Origin of the sequence: Veillonella parvula, from assembly GCF_048309325.1 — a bacterium.
In the GTDB taxonomy this organism is placed as follows: Bacteria; Bacillota; Negativicutes; order Veillonellales; family Veillonellaceae; genus Veillonella; species Veillonella parvula_T.
Genome location: NZ_DBFBTX010000007.1, coordinates 1 through 16265 on the forward strand (window position 1 = coordinate 1; position 16265 = coordinate 16265).

The following is a 16265-nucleotide window of genomic DNA, read 5'->3' on the forward strand; positions in this document are numbered from 1 at the left end:
GTCCTGAGCCAGGATCAAACTCTCCAAGATATCTTGAAGCTATTTGAATAGCTCATTATTTGTTGTCGTTACATTGAAGTAACTTTGAATTATGGTTGGTTTTGACTATGTCAAAACCCGCACTCTGGCATATGTTCAATCATATGATTGATTACCTATCATTGTTCAGTTTTCAAAGATCTGTTACGTTAGTTCTGCGCCCTAACGACTTGTATAGTATATCAATCTAACCTTAAATCGTCAACCTCTTTTCCAAAGATTTTTTCAACCGATTTTTGATTAAATTTATACTCACAATCATAACCAAAATCTCTAAAAATAGAGATAGAAAACTCACAAACCGAAGTTTGTGAGTTTTAATTTGGTGACTCACCCGCGACTCGAACGCGGGACACCCTGATTAAAAGTCAGGTGCTCTGCCAACTGAGCTAGTGAGTCATGTTGGCAGGGGTGGCTGGGATCGAACCAGCGCATAACGGAGTCAAAGTCCGTTGCCTTACCACTTGGCGACACCCCTACAGTGATTACGATGTGTAGGTTATGGGGTGAGTAGTGGGGATCGAACCCACGCGTAACGGAGCCACAATCCGCCGTGTTAACCGCTTCACCATACCCACCACCTTGTAGGTATCGAAGACATTGTCTTCGTAACAAAGAGAATTATATCTTTTCTAGAGATTTGTGTCAACACCTTTTTCTCAATTTCATTAATTTTTACAACCGAAACTTTTGATTGTGTTATCTCTAATATAAGCCCTTTAATCCTCATATAAATAAGGAAGCACTATCGGAAACTTTCATTTCACAAATGGTGCTCCCCCATTATACATATTATTTACTTAGTTGGCAAATAATTTTTTACAAAATTTGGCAATGCAAATGCAGCTTTTTGAATATCCGCATTATAATACTTAGTTTCAAAGTTTTGTTCACGGTTTGGAGTCCATGTTAGAGGATCAAATGTTTTGGAACCCAATGTAAAACAATGCATTCCTGCAGGATAGATTGGAATAAAAGCTGTATATAAGCGAGCAATTGGGAAATGGCTATTAACGTAACCAAAAACTTTTTCCACTAATGGTTGATGTAACATCGGAGATTCTGTTTGTTGTACAAACAAGCCATCAGCTTTTAAAGCTTTTAATGTATTCTTATAGAATTCTTCTGTAAATAAGCCTTCACCAGGACCGATTGGATCGGAACAATCCACGATAATTACATCATAGTAATCTTCTGCTTCTGCCATGAAACCAATACCATCACCAATTTTTACAGTCAATTTAGGGTGGTTTTCAATCATAGCTTTAGCAATAGTTGGTAGATATTGTTTTGCCAACTCTACAACCTTACCATCGATTTCAACCATTGTTACTTCTTTTACACAATCATGACGTACACATTCTCTAGCTACGCCACCATCACCACCACCGATAATCAAGACACGTTCAGGATTAGGATGTAAGAACAAAGGGATATGGCTCATCATTTCATGATAGATAAACTCTTCACGCTCAGATGTTTGAAAAACGCCATCTAAAGCGAGCATCATACCATACTCTTTTGATTTAAAAACTTCAATTTTTTGAAACTCAGATTCCCCAGAGTAAAGCACTTCTTCCGCTTCAGCGCTTAGACGTAAGTGAGGTGTTTGTTCCTCAGTAATCCATTGACTCATGTAGTACCTCCTACTATTTATACTACAATACGCATCGCAAATCACTGCGATGCGTATATATATTACTTTAATTACCCTGTTACTTACTCTTTGCGACTAATGTAACAGAATCCACCACCTAAAATAGTGTCTTTCATCCAATTCGCCAAAGAGAAATCACGAATTTCACCTTCATCAAAGATGCCACAGCGGATATCATCGCCGTCCATAAAAATCTTGTGAATCGGAACCCAATGCCAGGTATAGAGAGCCTTCTCTTTTCCTTTATGACGATTTAAAAATGCTACAGGCACATCCTGTGCCAATGCATCATGTATAAACTGAGCTGCAGCCTCCACCTCTACGCGTGATGCACAGAACGGAGATACATTCAACATATGTACATCATAAGATAGGCTTTTATCCTCGAGTAAGCGAGTAAGACCACGTTCCATCCATTGAGTTTTATAAACACCACCACCAAAACGTGGCTTTACATATTTCCAAACTAAGTTCATCCGTTCTAAAGCAAGCGTTTGGTCGGATGTGGTTTCTAGATCTAATAAGCCATCCCTAAATAGCGAATAGCCCAATACTTGTGATGCCGATGTAGGCCCACAACCAGACAAGCGTTGCCACTCATCAGTGAACCACTCTTGGTCATACCCATATGATGTTTTACCATTTACATCGATATATAGCCATTCTGGATGTTTAATAGATACTTCATTCATGAGATTAACCTTCGATTACTTCTACAGTTTCCATGATAGCACCTTGTTGGATACCATCAACTACATCCATACCTTCAATGACTTTACCAAATACAGTATGTACACCATCTAAATGAGGTTGTGGCTCATATACAATAAAGAACTGACTACCACCAGTATTAGGGCCACGGTGAGCCATAGATAAAGCACCGCGCTCATGTTTATGCGGATTGCCAACTAATTCATCTTTAATTGTATAGCCAGGACCACCTGTACCGTTGCCATTAGGACAACCACCTTGTGCTACGAAACCAGGAATTACACGGTGAAAACGAAGGCCATTGTAGAAGCCTTTGTTAATCAAGTCGATAAAGTTTTGTACTGTGCCAGGCGCTTCTTTTTCAAATAATTCAATTACGATATCGCCGCCGTCAGCCATATGGATTTTCGCTTTTTTCATTGTTCAGGTACCTCCAAAATTGTACGCAACACATGTGCTGCTAATATAAAACCTGCCACGGGTGGCACAAAACTACATGTCCCAGGACTTGTGGCATCACCACGGAACTGTGGTTTTGTCGGTTTTTCAGTAGAAAATAAAACTAATTGTTTTTTTATACCCCGTTTTTTGAGTTCCCGACGCATAACGCGTGCCAAAGGACATGTATGAGACTTATTGATATCTGCAATCATAAGTTTTTCTGGGTAAAAGCGATTACCTCCGCCCATACAAGAAATAACAGGGATGCTTTCACGTTGACAAACCTCAATGATATTAAGTTTCGCCGTTACCATATCGATGGCGTCAATAACATAATCAACGTTCAAGCTTTGAATAAATCCAGGATAGTTTTCCTCAGTATACATAATATCATGAGTTTCTATCACCACATCAGGATTAATAGAAAGAGCTCGCGCCTTTGCTACCTCTACCTTACGTTCCCCAATCGTATTATGAGTCGTAATCATTTGACGGTTCAAATTGCTAGGCGCTATGGAATCTCCATCGATAATGACGATGCGACCTACACCAGCTCGCACCAATGCCTCAAGGGCACCACCACCTACGCCACCTACACCAAAGAGCGCGATAGACGTGTCTCTTAATGTTTGGATTTTATTGGGACCAACCAACCACTCTAAACGGGTTAACATATATTCCATTAATATTTACCCGCCGGAATGATTTCTGTCCAATATCCATCTGGATCTGCTATGAAATAAATACCCATATCAGCATTCTCATAAGCAACAACGCCCATTTCTTTATGCTTTTTAAGAGCCGCTTCATAGTCATCTACATAGAATGCTAAGTGGAATTCATTATCCCCCAAATTATAAGGACGATCCCAGTCACGCAACCATGTAAGTTCTAATTCATGTGCTGTATAAGGACTTTTTAAATACACGAGGGTAAAAGCACCGCTTGGATCTTCCAAACGACGAGACTCCTCGAGCAATAATGCCTCTTTATAGAATGCTAGACTTTTATCAAGGTCTTTAACATTTATATTATTATGAGCAAACGAAAACTTCATAGAACCCCCTTCGTAAATACAGGATGTTTTTGTAGGAATTCTCCTCTTTTTATAGTAACACATTTGGCAAATCTATATCTAGTTTATGATATCTAGTTAATAACAAATTTTGCCGTACTACCGTCGTCACCTCGAGTCACGTCTAAATGAGCAGGTATACGAGACTTTAACTCAGGTACATGAGAAATGATGCCGATGAGACGTCCTGACGATTGCAACTGTAACAATGTTTCCATGGCGAGTTCCAATGTATCTGGATCGAGTGTACCAAAACCTTCATCAATAAACATCGTATCCATATGGATGCCACCAGCATAACTTTGGATAACATCCGCTAATCCCAAGGCAAGCGCCATAGAAGCCAAGAATGTTTCACCACCAGATAAGGTATTTGCTGGTCTAGATTGGCCTGTAAAAGCATCCATAACCGCCAAATCGAGGCCTTGCTTGCCACGACCACCACCTGTATAATCGGATCTTTCCAAGGAATATCTGTTGCGACTCATCTTCTGAAGTCGTAAATTAGCAGCATATACAACCTCATCTAAAATCGCCCCCAGTACATAGCGTTCAAAGGTAACATTTTTAAAGCCTTGCTCCCCACCATTAGCGAGATCATTTAATCGGCTTAAGAACTTCACCTTTTCACGAGCCTCGCCCATAGCAGCTTCGAGTGCTTCTAATGAGGTGAGCGTAGTTTCGATATGCTTTGTTTCTTTATCCCATGCCGCAAGATTACCTACTAATATATCTCGATGCTCTACTGCTGTAGCATAGATTTCATCAGAAACAGTATCACTTGGTTTAACCACAGTTTCTGCTACCTTTAACGCCGCATCATATACAGCTTGTGCTTTATTAAAGGCTTCATCCAAAGCATGCAGCTGTATTCTATAGGTCTCTATCTCTTTAATATCACGTAAAGACTCTACAAAATCATCCTCTCCTAAAGAAATGGCTTGTAATGACTTTGTATAGTTCTTATACCGCAAATTAAGATTTTTTGTTTCTTCTTTTACTTGAAAGGACAAAGTTTCTAAGCGTCCACGTTTGGCATTCAACTGTTCTCGAGCAGTATCTAAATTAGTTTTGCTAACTTTCACCTGCTCATTGTAGAGTGTAATATCACTATCCAATGACTCTAACTGTTTTTGCCATGCATCTATATCCGTGATTGGTAAAGTTTTAGATAGAGCATCAATATTAGCTTGTACTGAGCTAATACGAATTTCTAGGTCGTGTAGATTTTTAAGTAATTCATTATGGGCAAGTTCTAAAGTTGCTAACTTATCTCTAGCTACTTTTAACTTCTGCTCATTGTCAGCTACAGTTTTACTTAACAATTCAGACTTATCACGTAAAACTGTGAGTTGCTCCATTTTAGCCAACAAATTTTGTTGAACAGATATAGCGCTCTCCTCAGAAAAACCGTCCATAGATAACTTTAGCGTAGAAACTTGCGCGTCTACTTGCTTAGTTAACTCACCAAGACGAGTAACTAAGGTTTTCTGTTGTCCCACTTCGCTAGCTTGCTTTTGTAATGCTACGTCACGAGCTGTACGAGCCTCTTCAATTTCAGCCTTAGTCGGATAAATCTCTGGCTTCGCCGCTAACTGTGGATGATCTGTAGAACCACAGACCGGACAAGGCTCATTATCTACAACTAAATGTACTAGCTCAAAGGCACGCCCTTCTTGCATTAGATGCTCTAATCGTTCAAGATGTACCTTTGCAACCTGCAAGGTTTCATCTAAAGACGCTAACGTTTGACCTTTATCGTCGATTTCTTTTTGTACCTTATTAATTTCTTCTAGCAATTCAGAATATCTATGTAACTCATTTAGTTGTCCTTGAATAACATTAGCACCCTCTAAAAATTTATTATTATCTCGTAACTGTTTACGCAAAGCTTCTAAGTCGTTTTCTAAAGTCTTTACAAGCTTCCGTTGTTTAGTTAAGGCATCTTCGCTTTTTTTACTATCTAATTCTTCTAAATTACTCTGTAATGAGGACAATTCCTTTTTCAATACATCTAACTCATTAAACTTCTCTGCTTGTTGTTGAAATTGAGCCAAAGTAGTTCTTTTATCTTGTATACTTTCAGCTCGACCTTCTAAGTCACTGTATAAGTCTAAACATTTAGCCTCATGTTGAGTTGCTAGTTCTACATGTTCTTTCGCATCTGAAAGGGCCTGTTCTAAAGTTTTTAATATAGCTTGTTTCTCAATATATTGTTTATATAATTCATGAGTTGGTGCCAAAGAGTTAAGGAACTGAACCTTTTCGCTTAGATTTACACGCTCAGTTTCCCTTACTTTCACCATGTCAAGTTTCGAAGTAGCCTCAGCAAGAGATTGTTGAGCCTGATTATATAAAGACCATTGATTTCGGAGCACATTAAACTGTTCTACCACGGTTACTGCCTCATCTCGTTCTACCGCGAGAGCATCTCGATGTGGGCCCCGATTTGCTAGTAACTCACGCACATGCTCAATGGTTACCATTGGAGTCGCTCCATCATGAGGGATAGACTGCATAAATGCAGTTTGCTTAGTTAGATTTTCTTCAATACCTGCCTTTGCTTCATCATAAGCAGCCTTCAGTGCTTCTTGTAATTTTCGATATAGCTCCGTTCTAAAAAGTATATGTAGTAATTCCTCACGTTCACTCGTAGAGGACACTAGCAACTTTCGGAATTCCCCTTGAGGTAATAGCACAACTTGTAAGAACTGATCCTTACGAAATCCTATAATTTGCTGAATAGTATCGCGAATGGCGACAGCCGAGGTAGCAATGACCTTCCACTCACCATCTTTCTTCTCATATACAGTAGCGCTAGCATTCTGCTCACGCATCCCTGTACCACGTTTCTTTGCTACCATCTGTTTCGGTAATCGTTCAACACGATATTGTGCATTGCCAATAGCAAAGGAGAAATCGACACGAGTCATACGATGAGGTTCTGCAAAGTCACTACGAATAGCATCTGTTTTGCGTACTTCTCCACTCGGCTCACCATACAAGGCATACACTATGGCATCTAAGATTGATGTTTTCCCTGCCCCCGTAGGACCAGCAATGAGAAACATGGAATGGTCTTGAAGCTCATTAAAATCTAAAGTGACCGAATCACGATACGGACCAAAGGCTTCTATAGTTAATGATATAGGCTTCATTTAGTCCTCCTTAAGAATTCGGTCCCATACAGAGTTGATATATTGCTGTTCTTTCTCTGTTAAAGGTTCCTTCCACACAGTTTCTGCAAACTGATTAAATAGATCCCGTTCATTTAATTCTTTGAAAATTGCCTCACCCATATCTGCTATAGGCCCTGCCACGCGACCAACTAGATCAATGGTCATACAACGATGATATACCTGGCGCAGTTTAGCCATTCCATCCATAATCGGCATCGTATCAAGTAAACGGGCTTGTACATAATCATCCCTATGTTTAGCCTGCAATGCTTTATCATTTAACAGGTCTTCAAAATATCCTTCCAAAATGACTACGTCTCGCTTCGCCTCTACAGGAATCGTGTTAATATCTACGTTCCCCTTTGTATCCATATCAATGATGGTAAAAGACTTCTTCTGCATATGTTCATCAAAGGAATATTTTAATGGGGATCCACTATAGCGAATATGATCAGCTCCCATTCGCTGAGGCCCATGCAAATGTCCCAAGGCAGTATAGTGAAAGTCTTTAAAGACTTGAGGATTTACCTGTTCGCTGCCACCTACAGACAAGGTACGCTCTGAACCCCCTACTTCACCGCCCATAACAAAGGCATGGCTAATAGCGATACTGCGCATCCCCTTAGGTACTTGTTTATACAAGTGGTCGCTCCAAGCCTGATACATTTGGTCATAATTGTGAAGATTCAAAGCGCTTTCGCAATTTTGCTCATAACACTGTGTTACTATGTCAGCAATTTCAGTATCGGTAGATTCTGCATTAGTAGCCTCTACATCAGCAAATAAAGCCTCTCCTATGCGCCGGGGTTCACTAAAAGGCATAGGACAAATTGCCACCTTGCCATCTGTCCCTTCAAATTCAAAAGGCATCAACGCGTGATGAGGAGAACCCCAAATATGGATACCCGATTGACTCAACATAGAGCGTCCCACTTCAAGACGTTCCGCCCCATCGTGATTACCGCTCACCACAAAGAAAGGCACCTTGTAGTCCATAGCGAGACGAGTGATGATGGAGTCCCACAATTCGATAGCTTCAATGGGTGGCACCGCTCTATCAAAAATATCCCCTGCGAGCAATATGCCATCGATGTTTTCATCTTTCAAAATATTAAAAAACTGATGTTCCAACACATGAGCTTGGTCCTCTGTTAAGTACTGGCCATAAAAAATACGCCCTAAATGCCAATCGGCAGTATGTAAAAAACGCATTTTGTCCCCCTTTCCAGTTCTCCCTATACCTTACACAATGTATGTATTCAAATGCCAAAACGAGCTCTTAGTCCCATAAGTTTATGGAAATTCAATAACTTTATATAGCTTTATATAGCTTTAACAGCTTTAATAGCTTTAACAGCTTTAATAGTTTTAATAACTTTATGAGTTTGCAATAACTAGTATAGCATCAGGTATTCTACATATTTATTATATAACTAAATTAACATCTGTATTTTAATTATTTATTTTCTACGATAGAGCGTAGCATAGCAATTTCCTTTGCGTAACCGTCCAATTCATTTGGTGTTTCCAAGTAGAATGGCAAGTTCGTCAATTTAGGATGTGTTACAACGCGAGCAATAGCATCAATACCAATATGTCCTTCCCCAATTTTTTCATGACGATCTTTATGGGCACCCATAGGATTTTTAGAGTCATTCAAATGAATGGCTTTCAAACGATCAAGACCTACAATTCGATCGAACTCGTCAATAACGCCATCGAGATTATGCACGATATCATAACCCCCTTCGTGAATATGGCAAGTATCAACACACACACCCATGTACTCTTTTAGCTTTACGCGATCGATGATGCGTGCAATTTCTTCAAAACGAGAGCCAATTTCTGTACCCTTACCAGCCATTACTTCCAAGAGGACTGTTGTCTTCATACCTGGGAATAAGATTTCATTCAAACACGCTACAATGTACTCAATACCTTGATCTACGCCTTGCTTCACATGGCTACCAGGGTGAAAGTTATACATTTGACCTGGCAAATATTCCATACGCTCTAAATCTTCCATCATAGATTGCTTCGCAAAAGCGCGTAAATCCTCTTTGGCGGCACATGGGTTATAGGTATACGGTGCATGGGCCAACAAAGTACCAAAGTTGTGCTCTTTCATATATGAACTAAGGTTATTCATATCCTCTACATCGAGAGCTCGCATGCTACCACCGCGAGGGTTGCGCGTAAAGTATTGGAACGTATTGCCCCCAATTTTAGTCGCTTCCTTGCCCATATGTAAATAACCTTTGCTAATTGATAAGTGACTGCCTATTACAAACATAATACTCCTCTATATATGACTATACGATTTCTACAATTTTATAATTATAAAACGCCTAACTCTAATATCTATTGTATTGTGCTTATATCTAATTATAGCTATTCTATAACACTAATAGATATAAGGTATACGATATACGATAACTAATATAACCCCTGCCGTGAAGGAGCCCTTCAACAACAGGGGTTATCTATTAATGACTTTCTTTTTTTGCACACTCAGGACAAACACCTTCGAAGGTAATATGTTGACCTGTAATTTGATATTCACTACCTTGATCAGCAATCGTTTTGATAGCTTTCAAATCAATGCCCATCATGTCCTCTACCTTATTACAACGAATGCAACGGATATGGGAATGAGCTTGTGTGTCCCAGTCGTAATGAGCGCGCTCATCACCAACTTCTAGAATTTTAACAAGACCGATTTTTTCAAAAATCTCCATCGTCTTATACACTGTAGCCAAGCTCATGCTTGGATGTTCTGGGCGCAACGTATGATACAACATCTCTGCTGTTGGATGATCATGATGACCACGCAAAGCATCATAAATCGCAATACGTTGTGGGGTTACTTTAAACCCCTGACTACGCAAAATTTGTGCGATATCCATAATAATCTACCTTTCTCCACTTGGAAATCTATAAGGCATAGGCCATTATCGACCGTTTACAAGAAATAATTATTATTTATTATATCAAAATTCTCAACACTTATCAAGATAAATAGTATTAACTATTAAGTAATAAAAAATGTGGATTGCCCAGAAGCAATCCACATCCTATTAGTCTTTAAAGTAAGGCTTAAAACCTTCACTTTGATGGCGAGTTTTTTTCTCTCCACGCGGACGATCAGATTTACGATCATCTCTGCGACGGTCACCTTTACGGTCATTGCGACGATCACTTCTACGATCATCGCGACTGCGACGTGGGCGGTCATCTCGACGACGATCACCATCACGACGGCGACGATCACTACGACCACTTTCACGACGACGGCGTACACGCAATGGTTTTTCTTCTGTAATATTTACAGGAGTAGTATCTGGTTCTTTTGTTAACAATTTAAGAGCTGCCGCCAAAAGTGTTACGGAATCTGTATCATTCAACAATTCCTCAGCACTAGATTTGAAAGGCGCCAATGCTTCTAAATTATCTGTCATTTCAACGAGGCTTTCAATTGCCAAACGTTGTTGACCTTCAAGAACTTCACCTAATGAAGGTGCACGACGACGTGCAATTTTACGTTTTGTTAAACGCTCGATAGCATGTAAATGCTCCATTTCACGAGGGATAACGAACGTGAAAGCTTGACCTGCTTTACCGGCACGACCTGTACGACCTACGCGGTGTGTGTAGCTTTCAGGATCTTGAGGCATATCATAATTATATACGTGAGATACGCCAGAAATATCAAGACCACGAGCTGCCACATCTGTAGCCACGAGAATATCAATGGTACCTTCGCGGAATTGGCGAATTACGCTGTCCCGTTTTTGTTGAGACAAGTCGCCATGGATGCCTTCCGCCATGTAACCACGTTTCTTAAGACCTTCTGTCACTTCATCAACACGACGTTTCGTACGCGTGAAAATAATAGCAAGTTCAGGTGTTTGGATATCAAACAAACGACAAAGAACATCGAATTTTTGACGGTCTTGCACTTCGATATAGTATTGTTCGATCAAGTCCATCGTAACTTGAGTCGGTTTCATGCGAATCAATGTTGGCTCTGTCAAATATGTTTCAGCTAATTGTTGGATAGCTTTAGGCATCGTAGCAGAGAACAACAATGTTTGATGGTCTTCTGGGATAGCACCCAAGATTTTATTGATATCATCAACAAAGCCCATATTTAACATTTCGTCGGCTTCGTCCAATACCACAACTTTCACATGGTCAAATTTAATAGAACCACGATCCATATGATCCATCAATCGGCCAGGAGTGGCAACGATGATTTGAGGGTTCTTTTTCAAGGCACGGAACTGACGATTAATATCTTGACCACCGTAGATTGGTAGTGCTGTGATATTCGTGTACTGAGCCATTTTGTTAAGCTCTTCAGCTACTTGAATAGCTAATTCTCGTGTAGGGGATAAAATAACTACTTGAACGTGACGCTCATTCCCGTCTACGCGTTCCAATACAGGCAAGCCAAATGCTGCTGTCTTACCAGTACCTGTTTGAGCTTGACCGATCATGTCCTTACCGCTCATGGCAACTGGGATAGCTTCCTGTTGAATTGGCGTAGGCTCTTCAAAGCCCATATCGTTTAACGCTCTTAGAACAGGTTCGCTAATCATTAATTGTTCAAATTTTTCTAACATCTAAATGTGTTTCCTCCTATCGCGCACGAACTATGCGCATTTAAGTAGTATATCATATTTCGAGGGCGAGCGCTATAAAAGTAATTCTGAATCTAAGCTAAATAGGATTTCTTTTCCCCTTAAAATGTTCAATCAACACAATTCCACCTGATACGCATAACAAAACAAGATATGACAAATGAATAGGCATATACAAGCATTCAACAAGAACAACCCATAGAATCAAAATTAATTTAGAAATCCATTTCGTTCTTATTTTATCAGCGATCATAAATATAGATAAATTGATAATTATTTTAATGATTATCGCAGAGATAATAACTACTGACGTAAATTCTTCTCTATAATCAGTCAATTCATATAAGGGATATAATAAATAACTTAATAAAACGCTAAGTATTATTAAAAACCAAATATTGAGTCCCTTTAAAAGTTTAGATTTACTATAGTGAAATACGCCAACCAAAAGAAAAAGTAAAACACTAAGTAATATTCCTATAATTAATAGATAATCTAACTGAATCATGATTTATACTGCCTTTTAATGATTTTTAATTTCTAAAAATCATTCCATAAGTGCCCACACAAAACAACATTATTTTAATAATATCTGAGTTGATATATGGTCTATTAAAATAGTACTTTCCTAAATGCATAAGCAAACACGATCATACCAAACAACACAGAAACTATAGCAATAAGACTCCGTTTAAAATATACGCTGTCTCTCTTCTGACAAAACCCTGTAAGCATTGTTAAAAAAAAGAAAAACAACCAAATACTGCCATAATTCACTATAAATTTATAATCTTTATCAATTAAAAATTTAAGATTTAATATCACCAAACTTATAATAGAAATTATTGATAAATACTTTGTTAAGCTACCAAAAATCCTATGTTCTTTTATATATTCATGTTTTTTATCAATTGGATGATTACGAATCTCAAGTTTATATAATCCCATAGATAACGACATAGATATAAAAATCCAAATATATCCTAATATTTCAAGTTTATTCATCTTCCACCTTCCACTATATGGTTACCGACTCAAATACTGACGAAGTGTCTGGTTTTCTAACGGCCCTAACTGCAATGCCTTCCGATTTTTAATTGCATCAATGGTTAATGCTTCAAAGGTAATTTTATCAAAATCAGAAAACTCGTTAAAGGAATTAAACACGATGAATCGTTGATTTAGTAAATTAGTTAATACCTCTATGTCTTTCGTTCTTACTTTATTTAGCTCATTTCGTGCATAAGATTCATATCTCTCATCACCTGCATTATTCTTGCTAAACCGACCTATATCAAGATTATTAGAATAATAGCTATATATAGCTTTCTGAGAGAAATCAAGCTTAGTCAATTTTCCAAATTCAAAGTTATAATAAGCATTATTTCTTAAAATATGCTCACTTCCATACTCACCAATAATAGTCCCTGTAGAAAGATCTACTATATCATTATGCTTAATCGAGTCTTCCTTTCTATACGATACATAGAAAGGTAACTTTATAGTATATCCAGCGTTTGGACCTGTATATCGTTTCTCACTATCATAAAAGATCTCATGCCATATATCTCTATCACTTTCATCAAGACTAGAAATATTAGGGTATAACTGATCAAGACTTACATTAAATTGTGTTTCTTTAGAATCTATCCGAGGAATGAAAGTATTATATTTATTAAGATTTTTATTCCAAGCATCTAGTAAACTTACATTTTCATCAAAAATACCAATACCGTCTAACGTTATGTAATAAAGTTTATTATCCACCTCATGAACAGCAACTACATTATCAGCAATCTTACGGTTTTCATTGCCATAATATAATCCACTCTCTTTAAGATCACTTAAATAAATCAAACTATTTTTAAAGTCACCACTTGCCAAGAAATATATCAATACTCCCAATATGAGTATATAAAGCACTACTATTATGCCAACAATATATCCAATCCATTTAATTACTCTCTTTAAATTCATAATAGCCCTCTATAAATAACACGATTTTATATGGCTACAATTATAACATACACTATGCTTTTACATATAATAGACTATTGTTAAGTACAAAAAAGACACCTCTTTCGGGCTACTTCTTTATTATGATTTATTGAGAGGTGTGTGGTATTAAATCAGCTATATGAGTAAACATTTAATTTAGATATAATATAATTAAAATAATGTACTCCAAAATGTACTCCAAAATTCCACCAATAAATTAAACAATACCTGTTAAGCAATTACGATTTACTAAACTTCCTAAAGTAGTATAAAAGGAATATACAATGAAACCTTTTACCCTAAAACGATTTATATTATTGCCACTGATTATACTATCCCTCATACTAACAACGGGTTGTCATCTTCTCTCACATTATAGTGAAGATGAGGTACAACAATATATAAATGAGGATTATCCTAATCTAACATATCACTTAGAGTCTCATAGGAACAATAGATGGCAAGTCACCTTTGACAAATATCCACAAATGCCCATTGAAATATCTGAGGCCTTGCATACCTCTGCACCTGTTGTACCACAAGTGGAGCGAATACTGATAACCAACATCCCGTTAATAACTGCATTCCCATTAATGAAAAACTATATAACAGAAGAGGAGTTATCCTATGCTACATACGATACATCTTCTTTGTATATTGAAATGCCTATTCCCTATTCGGCCATACAAAACCAAGATGTAACAAATTTTTACAATCGAATGGATCAATTCTGCAAAGAATATGCAGCAACATATCCAGACTTCAAAGAAGATATATATATTAGAGTTATTATAAAACCTTCTGATGGTTCTGATGCACCAAAAGAGTATAGAAAAATATTCCGTCTATCTCAATATTAGTAAAAGAGGCACCTCTTTCGAGGTGCCTCTTTGTTATAGTTTATTGGAGAGATTGCTATTTTATTAGTCTAAATCGTAGAATCCAGATGGTTTATCACTCAAGTTTACGATGATGTTTTTCATTTGAGTGTAGTGCTCAAGGATAACCTTATGAGTTTCACGACCGATACCGGATTGTTTATAGCCGCCGAACGGAGCGCCTGCAGGGATAGAGTTGTATGTATTTACCCACATACGTCCTGTTTCGATACCGCGAGCTACGCGGATAGCACGGTTGATGTTTTGAGTGAATACACCACCACCAAGACCGTATAAGCTGTCATTTGCTTGTTCAATCACTTCTTCTTCGCTGTGGAATTTGATGACAACTGCTACAGGGCCGAAGATTTCTTCGCGAGCTACACGCATATCATTTGTAGCATCTACAATAAGTGTAGGTCTTACAAAGCAACCTTTACCAAGTTCACCATCAGTAACACGTACACCACCGGCTACAATGCGAGCTCCTTCTTCTTTTGCAAGGTCTACATAACTCAATACTTTATTAACTTGGTCTTCGTAAATCAAGGAGCCAAGTTGTGTAGATTCTTCCCAAGGCAACCCGACTTTCACCTTATCAAATAGTGCGGCAAGTTCAGCTACGAATTTATCGTAAATTGTATCTTGTACGAAAATACGGGAACCAGCGCAGCATACTTGACCTTGGTTGAAAAGGATTCCGAGCATTGCTCCATCAAGAGCTTGTTTCCAGTTCGCATCTTCAAAGAAGATATTCGCAGATTTACCACCTAATTCCAATGTGGCAGGGATCAAGCGTTCAGATGCTGCTTTATATACATCAAGACCTACCTCTGTAGAGCCTGTGAAAGCAAGTTTACTGAAACCTGGATGATCGAGGATATATTGACCGGATTTAGAACCTTTACCAGTTACGATGTTTACAACACCTGGCGGCAAGATTTCTTTCAAAATATCGCCAAGTTCTAATAAGCTAAGAGATGTGTGGCTAGAAGGTTTGATAACAACTGTACATCCTGCTGCAAGAGCTGGAGCCAATTTCCAAGCGGCCATTAGGAATGGGAAGTTCCAAGGTACAACTTGGCCTACAACGCCAATTGGTTCGCGCACAATAAGGCTCAATGTATTTTCATCAAATACTTGTGCAGAACCTTCTTCGGAACGAAGCACGCCTGCAAAATAACGGAAATGGTCAGCCCCAAGTGGAATATCCACATTCAATGTTTCGCGGATAGGTTTACCATTGTCGTATGTTTCAACTTGCGCCAAATGTTCTTTATGCGCATCGATAGCATCCGCAATTTTTAACAAATAATCGGCACGTTCTACTTGAGATACTTTTTTCCATGTTTTGAAAGCTTCTGTTGCAGACTCTACAGCTTTATCAACATCATCATTCGTCGCCTCTGCACAGATAGCGAGTTGTTCGCCATTAGCAGGGTTATATACATTAAATTCAGCACCGTCAGATGCCTTTACCCATTCATTATTAATTAAAAGTCCATATCTTTCTTTAAGGTTCAAGCTCATTGCATTACCTCCTCTTTAGGAATATGATTTAGGAATTCCCCCTCTTTGATTTCATCATACTCCTCATATCTAAAATTTTCAATCAGATATATTATTTTCGATATATCTATTCTG

General features: G+C 38.3%; 14 protein-coding genes and 3 tRNA genes. 1 reads left to right on the forward strand and 16 read right to left on the reverse strand.

From position 1 onward, the window contains the following. Positions 1-362: 362 nt before the first annotated feature. The 15 genes from ACMKPP_RS09175 to ACMKPP_RS09245 form a co-directional block, all read right to left on the reverse strand. Positions 363-438, reverse strand: a tRNA-Lys gene (locus tag ACMKPP_RS09175). Positions 439-442: 4 nt separating this feature from the next. Continuing rightward, a tRNA-Gln gene (locus tag ACMKPP_RS09180) sits at positions 443-517 on the reverse strand. 24 nt (positions 518-541) lie between these two features. Beyond that, positions 542-617, reverse strand: a tRNA-His gene (locus ACMKPP_RS09185). A 218-nt stretch (positions 618-835) separates the two neighbouring features. Further along, positions 836-1675, reverse strand: a complete 840-nt coding sequence (gene speE / locus ACMKPP_RS09190) for a polyamine aminopropyltransferase (RefSeq protein ID WP_004695340.1) — start codon at positions 1673-1675, stop codon at positions 836-838. An 83-nt stretch (positions 1676-1758) separates the two neighbouring features. Further along, the gene (locus tag ACMKPP_RS09195) at positions 1759-2388 is read right to left on the reverse strand and encodes a hypothetical protein (protein WP_418369634.1); all 630 of its coding nucleotides are present in this window, start codon (positions 2386-2388) and stop codon (positions 1759-1761) included. Between the two features lie 4 nt (positions 2389-2392). Continuing rightward, on the reverse strand, positions 2393-2827 hold the full coding sequence (locus ACMKPP_RS09200; RefSeq protein ID WP_004695336.1) for a peptidylprolyl isomerase: 435 nt from the start codon (positions 2825-2827) through the stop codon (positions 2393-2395). Continuing rightward, positions 2824-3531, reverse strand: coding sequence for a tRNA threonylcarbamoyladenosine dehydratase (locus tag ACMKPP_RS09205; RefSeq protein ID WP_004695334.1), 708 nt, complete (start codon positions 3529-3531; stop codon positions 2824-2826). The genes ACMKPP_RS09200 and ACMKPP_RS09205 overlap by 4 nt, the downstream gene beginning before the upstream one ends. Beyond that, complete coding sequence (locus ACMKPP_RS09210; protein ID WP_004695332.1) at positions 3531-3905, reverse strand: VOC family protein; 375 nt, start codon at positions 3903-3905, stop codon at positions 3531-3533. Before ACMKPP_RS09210 ends, ACMKPP_RS09205 begins: the two co-directional genes overlap by 1 nt. Positions 3906-3997: 92 nt before the next feature. Continuing rightward, entirely contained in the window at positions 3998-7081 is a 3084-nt protein-coding gene (locus ACMKPP_RS09215) for an AAA family ATPase (protein ID WP_418369635.1), read from the reverse strand. Next, positions 7082-8314, reverse strand: a complete 1233-nt coding sequence (locus ACMKPP_RS09220) for an exonuclease SbcCD subunit D (protein ID WP_418369636.1) — start codon at positions 8312-8314, stop codon at positions 7082-7084. 244 nt (positions 8315-8558) lie between these two features. Further along, entirely contained in the window at positions 8559-9395 is an 837-nt protein-coding gene (locus tag ACMKPP_RS09225; RefSeq protein ID WP_302942933.1) for a deoxyribonuclease IV, read from the reverse strand. Between the two features lie 193 nt (positions 9396-9588). Next, complete coding sequence (locus ACMKPP_RS09230; RefSeq protein WP_004695325.1) at positions 9589-10008, reverse strand: Fur family transcriptional regulator; 420 nt, start codon at positions 10006-10008, stop codon at positions 9589-9591. 171 nt (positions 10009-10179) lie between these two features. After that, the gene (locus ACMKPP_RS09235) at positions 10180-11727 is read right to left on the reverse strand and encodes a degradosome RNA helicase CshA (RefSeq protein ID WP_024061602.1); all 1548 of its coding nucleotides are present in this window, start codon (positions 11725-11727) and stop codon (positions 10180-10182) included. Positions 11728-12357: 630 nt separating this feature from the next. Beyond that, a complete protein-coding gene (locus ACMKPP_RS09240) occupies positions 12358-12750 on the reverse strand; it encodes a hypothetical protein (protein WP_024061604.1) in 393 nt (130 codons plus the stop codon). Between the two features lie 21 nt (positions 12751-12771). Beyond that, the gene (locus ACMKPP_RS09245; RefSeq protein WP_024061605.1) at positions 12772-13722 is read right to left on the reverse strand and encodes a hypothetical protein; all 951 of its coding nucleotides are present in this window, start codon (positions 13720-13722) and stop codon (positions 12772-12774) included. A gap of 305 nt (positions 13723-14027) precedes the next feature. On the opposite strand from ACMKPP_RS09245, the gene ACMKPP_RS09250 reads away from it, so the two are divergent. After that, on the forward strand, positions 14028-14603 hold the full coding sequence (locus ACMKPP_RS09250) for a hypothetical protein (protein ID WP_418369637.1): 576 nt from the start codon (positions 14028-14030) through the stop codon (positions 14601-14603). Between the two features lie 63 nt (positions 14604-14666). Here the strand turns inward: ACMKPP_RS09250 and ACMKPP_RS09255 are convergent, their stop codons facing one another. Then, the gene (locus ACMKPP_RS09255) at positions 14667-16151 is read right to left on the reverse strand and encodes an aldehyde dehydrogenase family protein (RefSeq protein WP_418369638.1); all 1485 of its coding nucleotides are present in this window, start codon (positions 16149-16151) and stop codon (positions 14667-14669) included. Positions 16152-16265 lie beyond the last annotated feature (114 nt).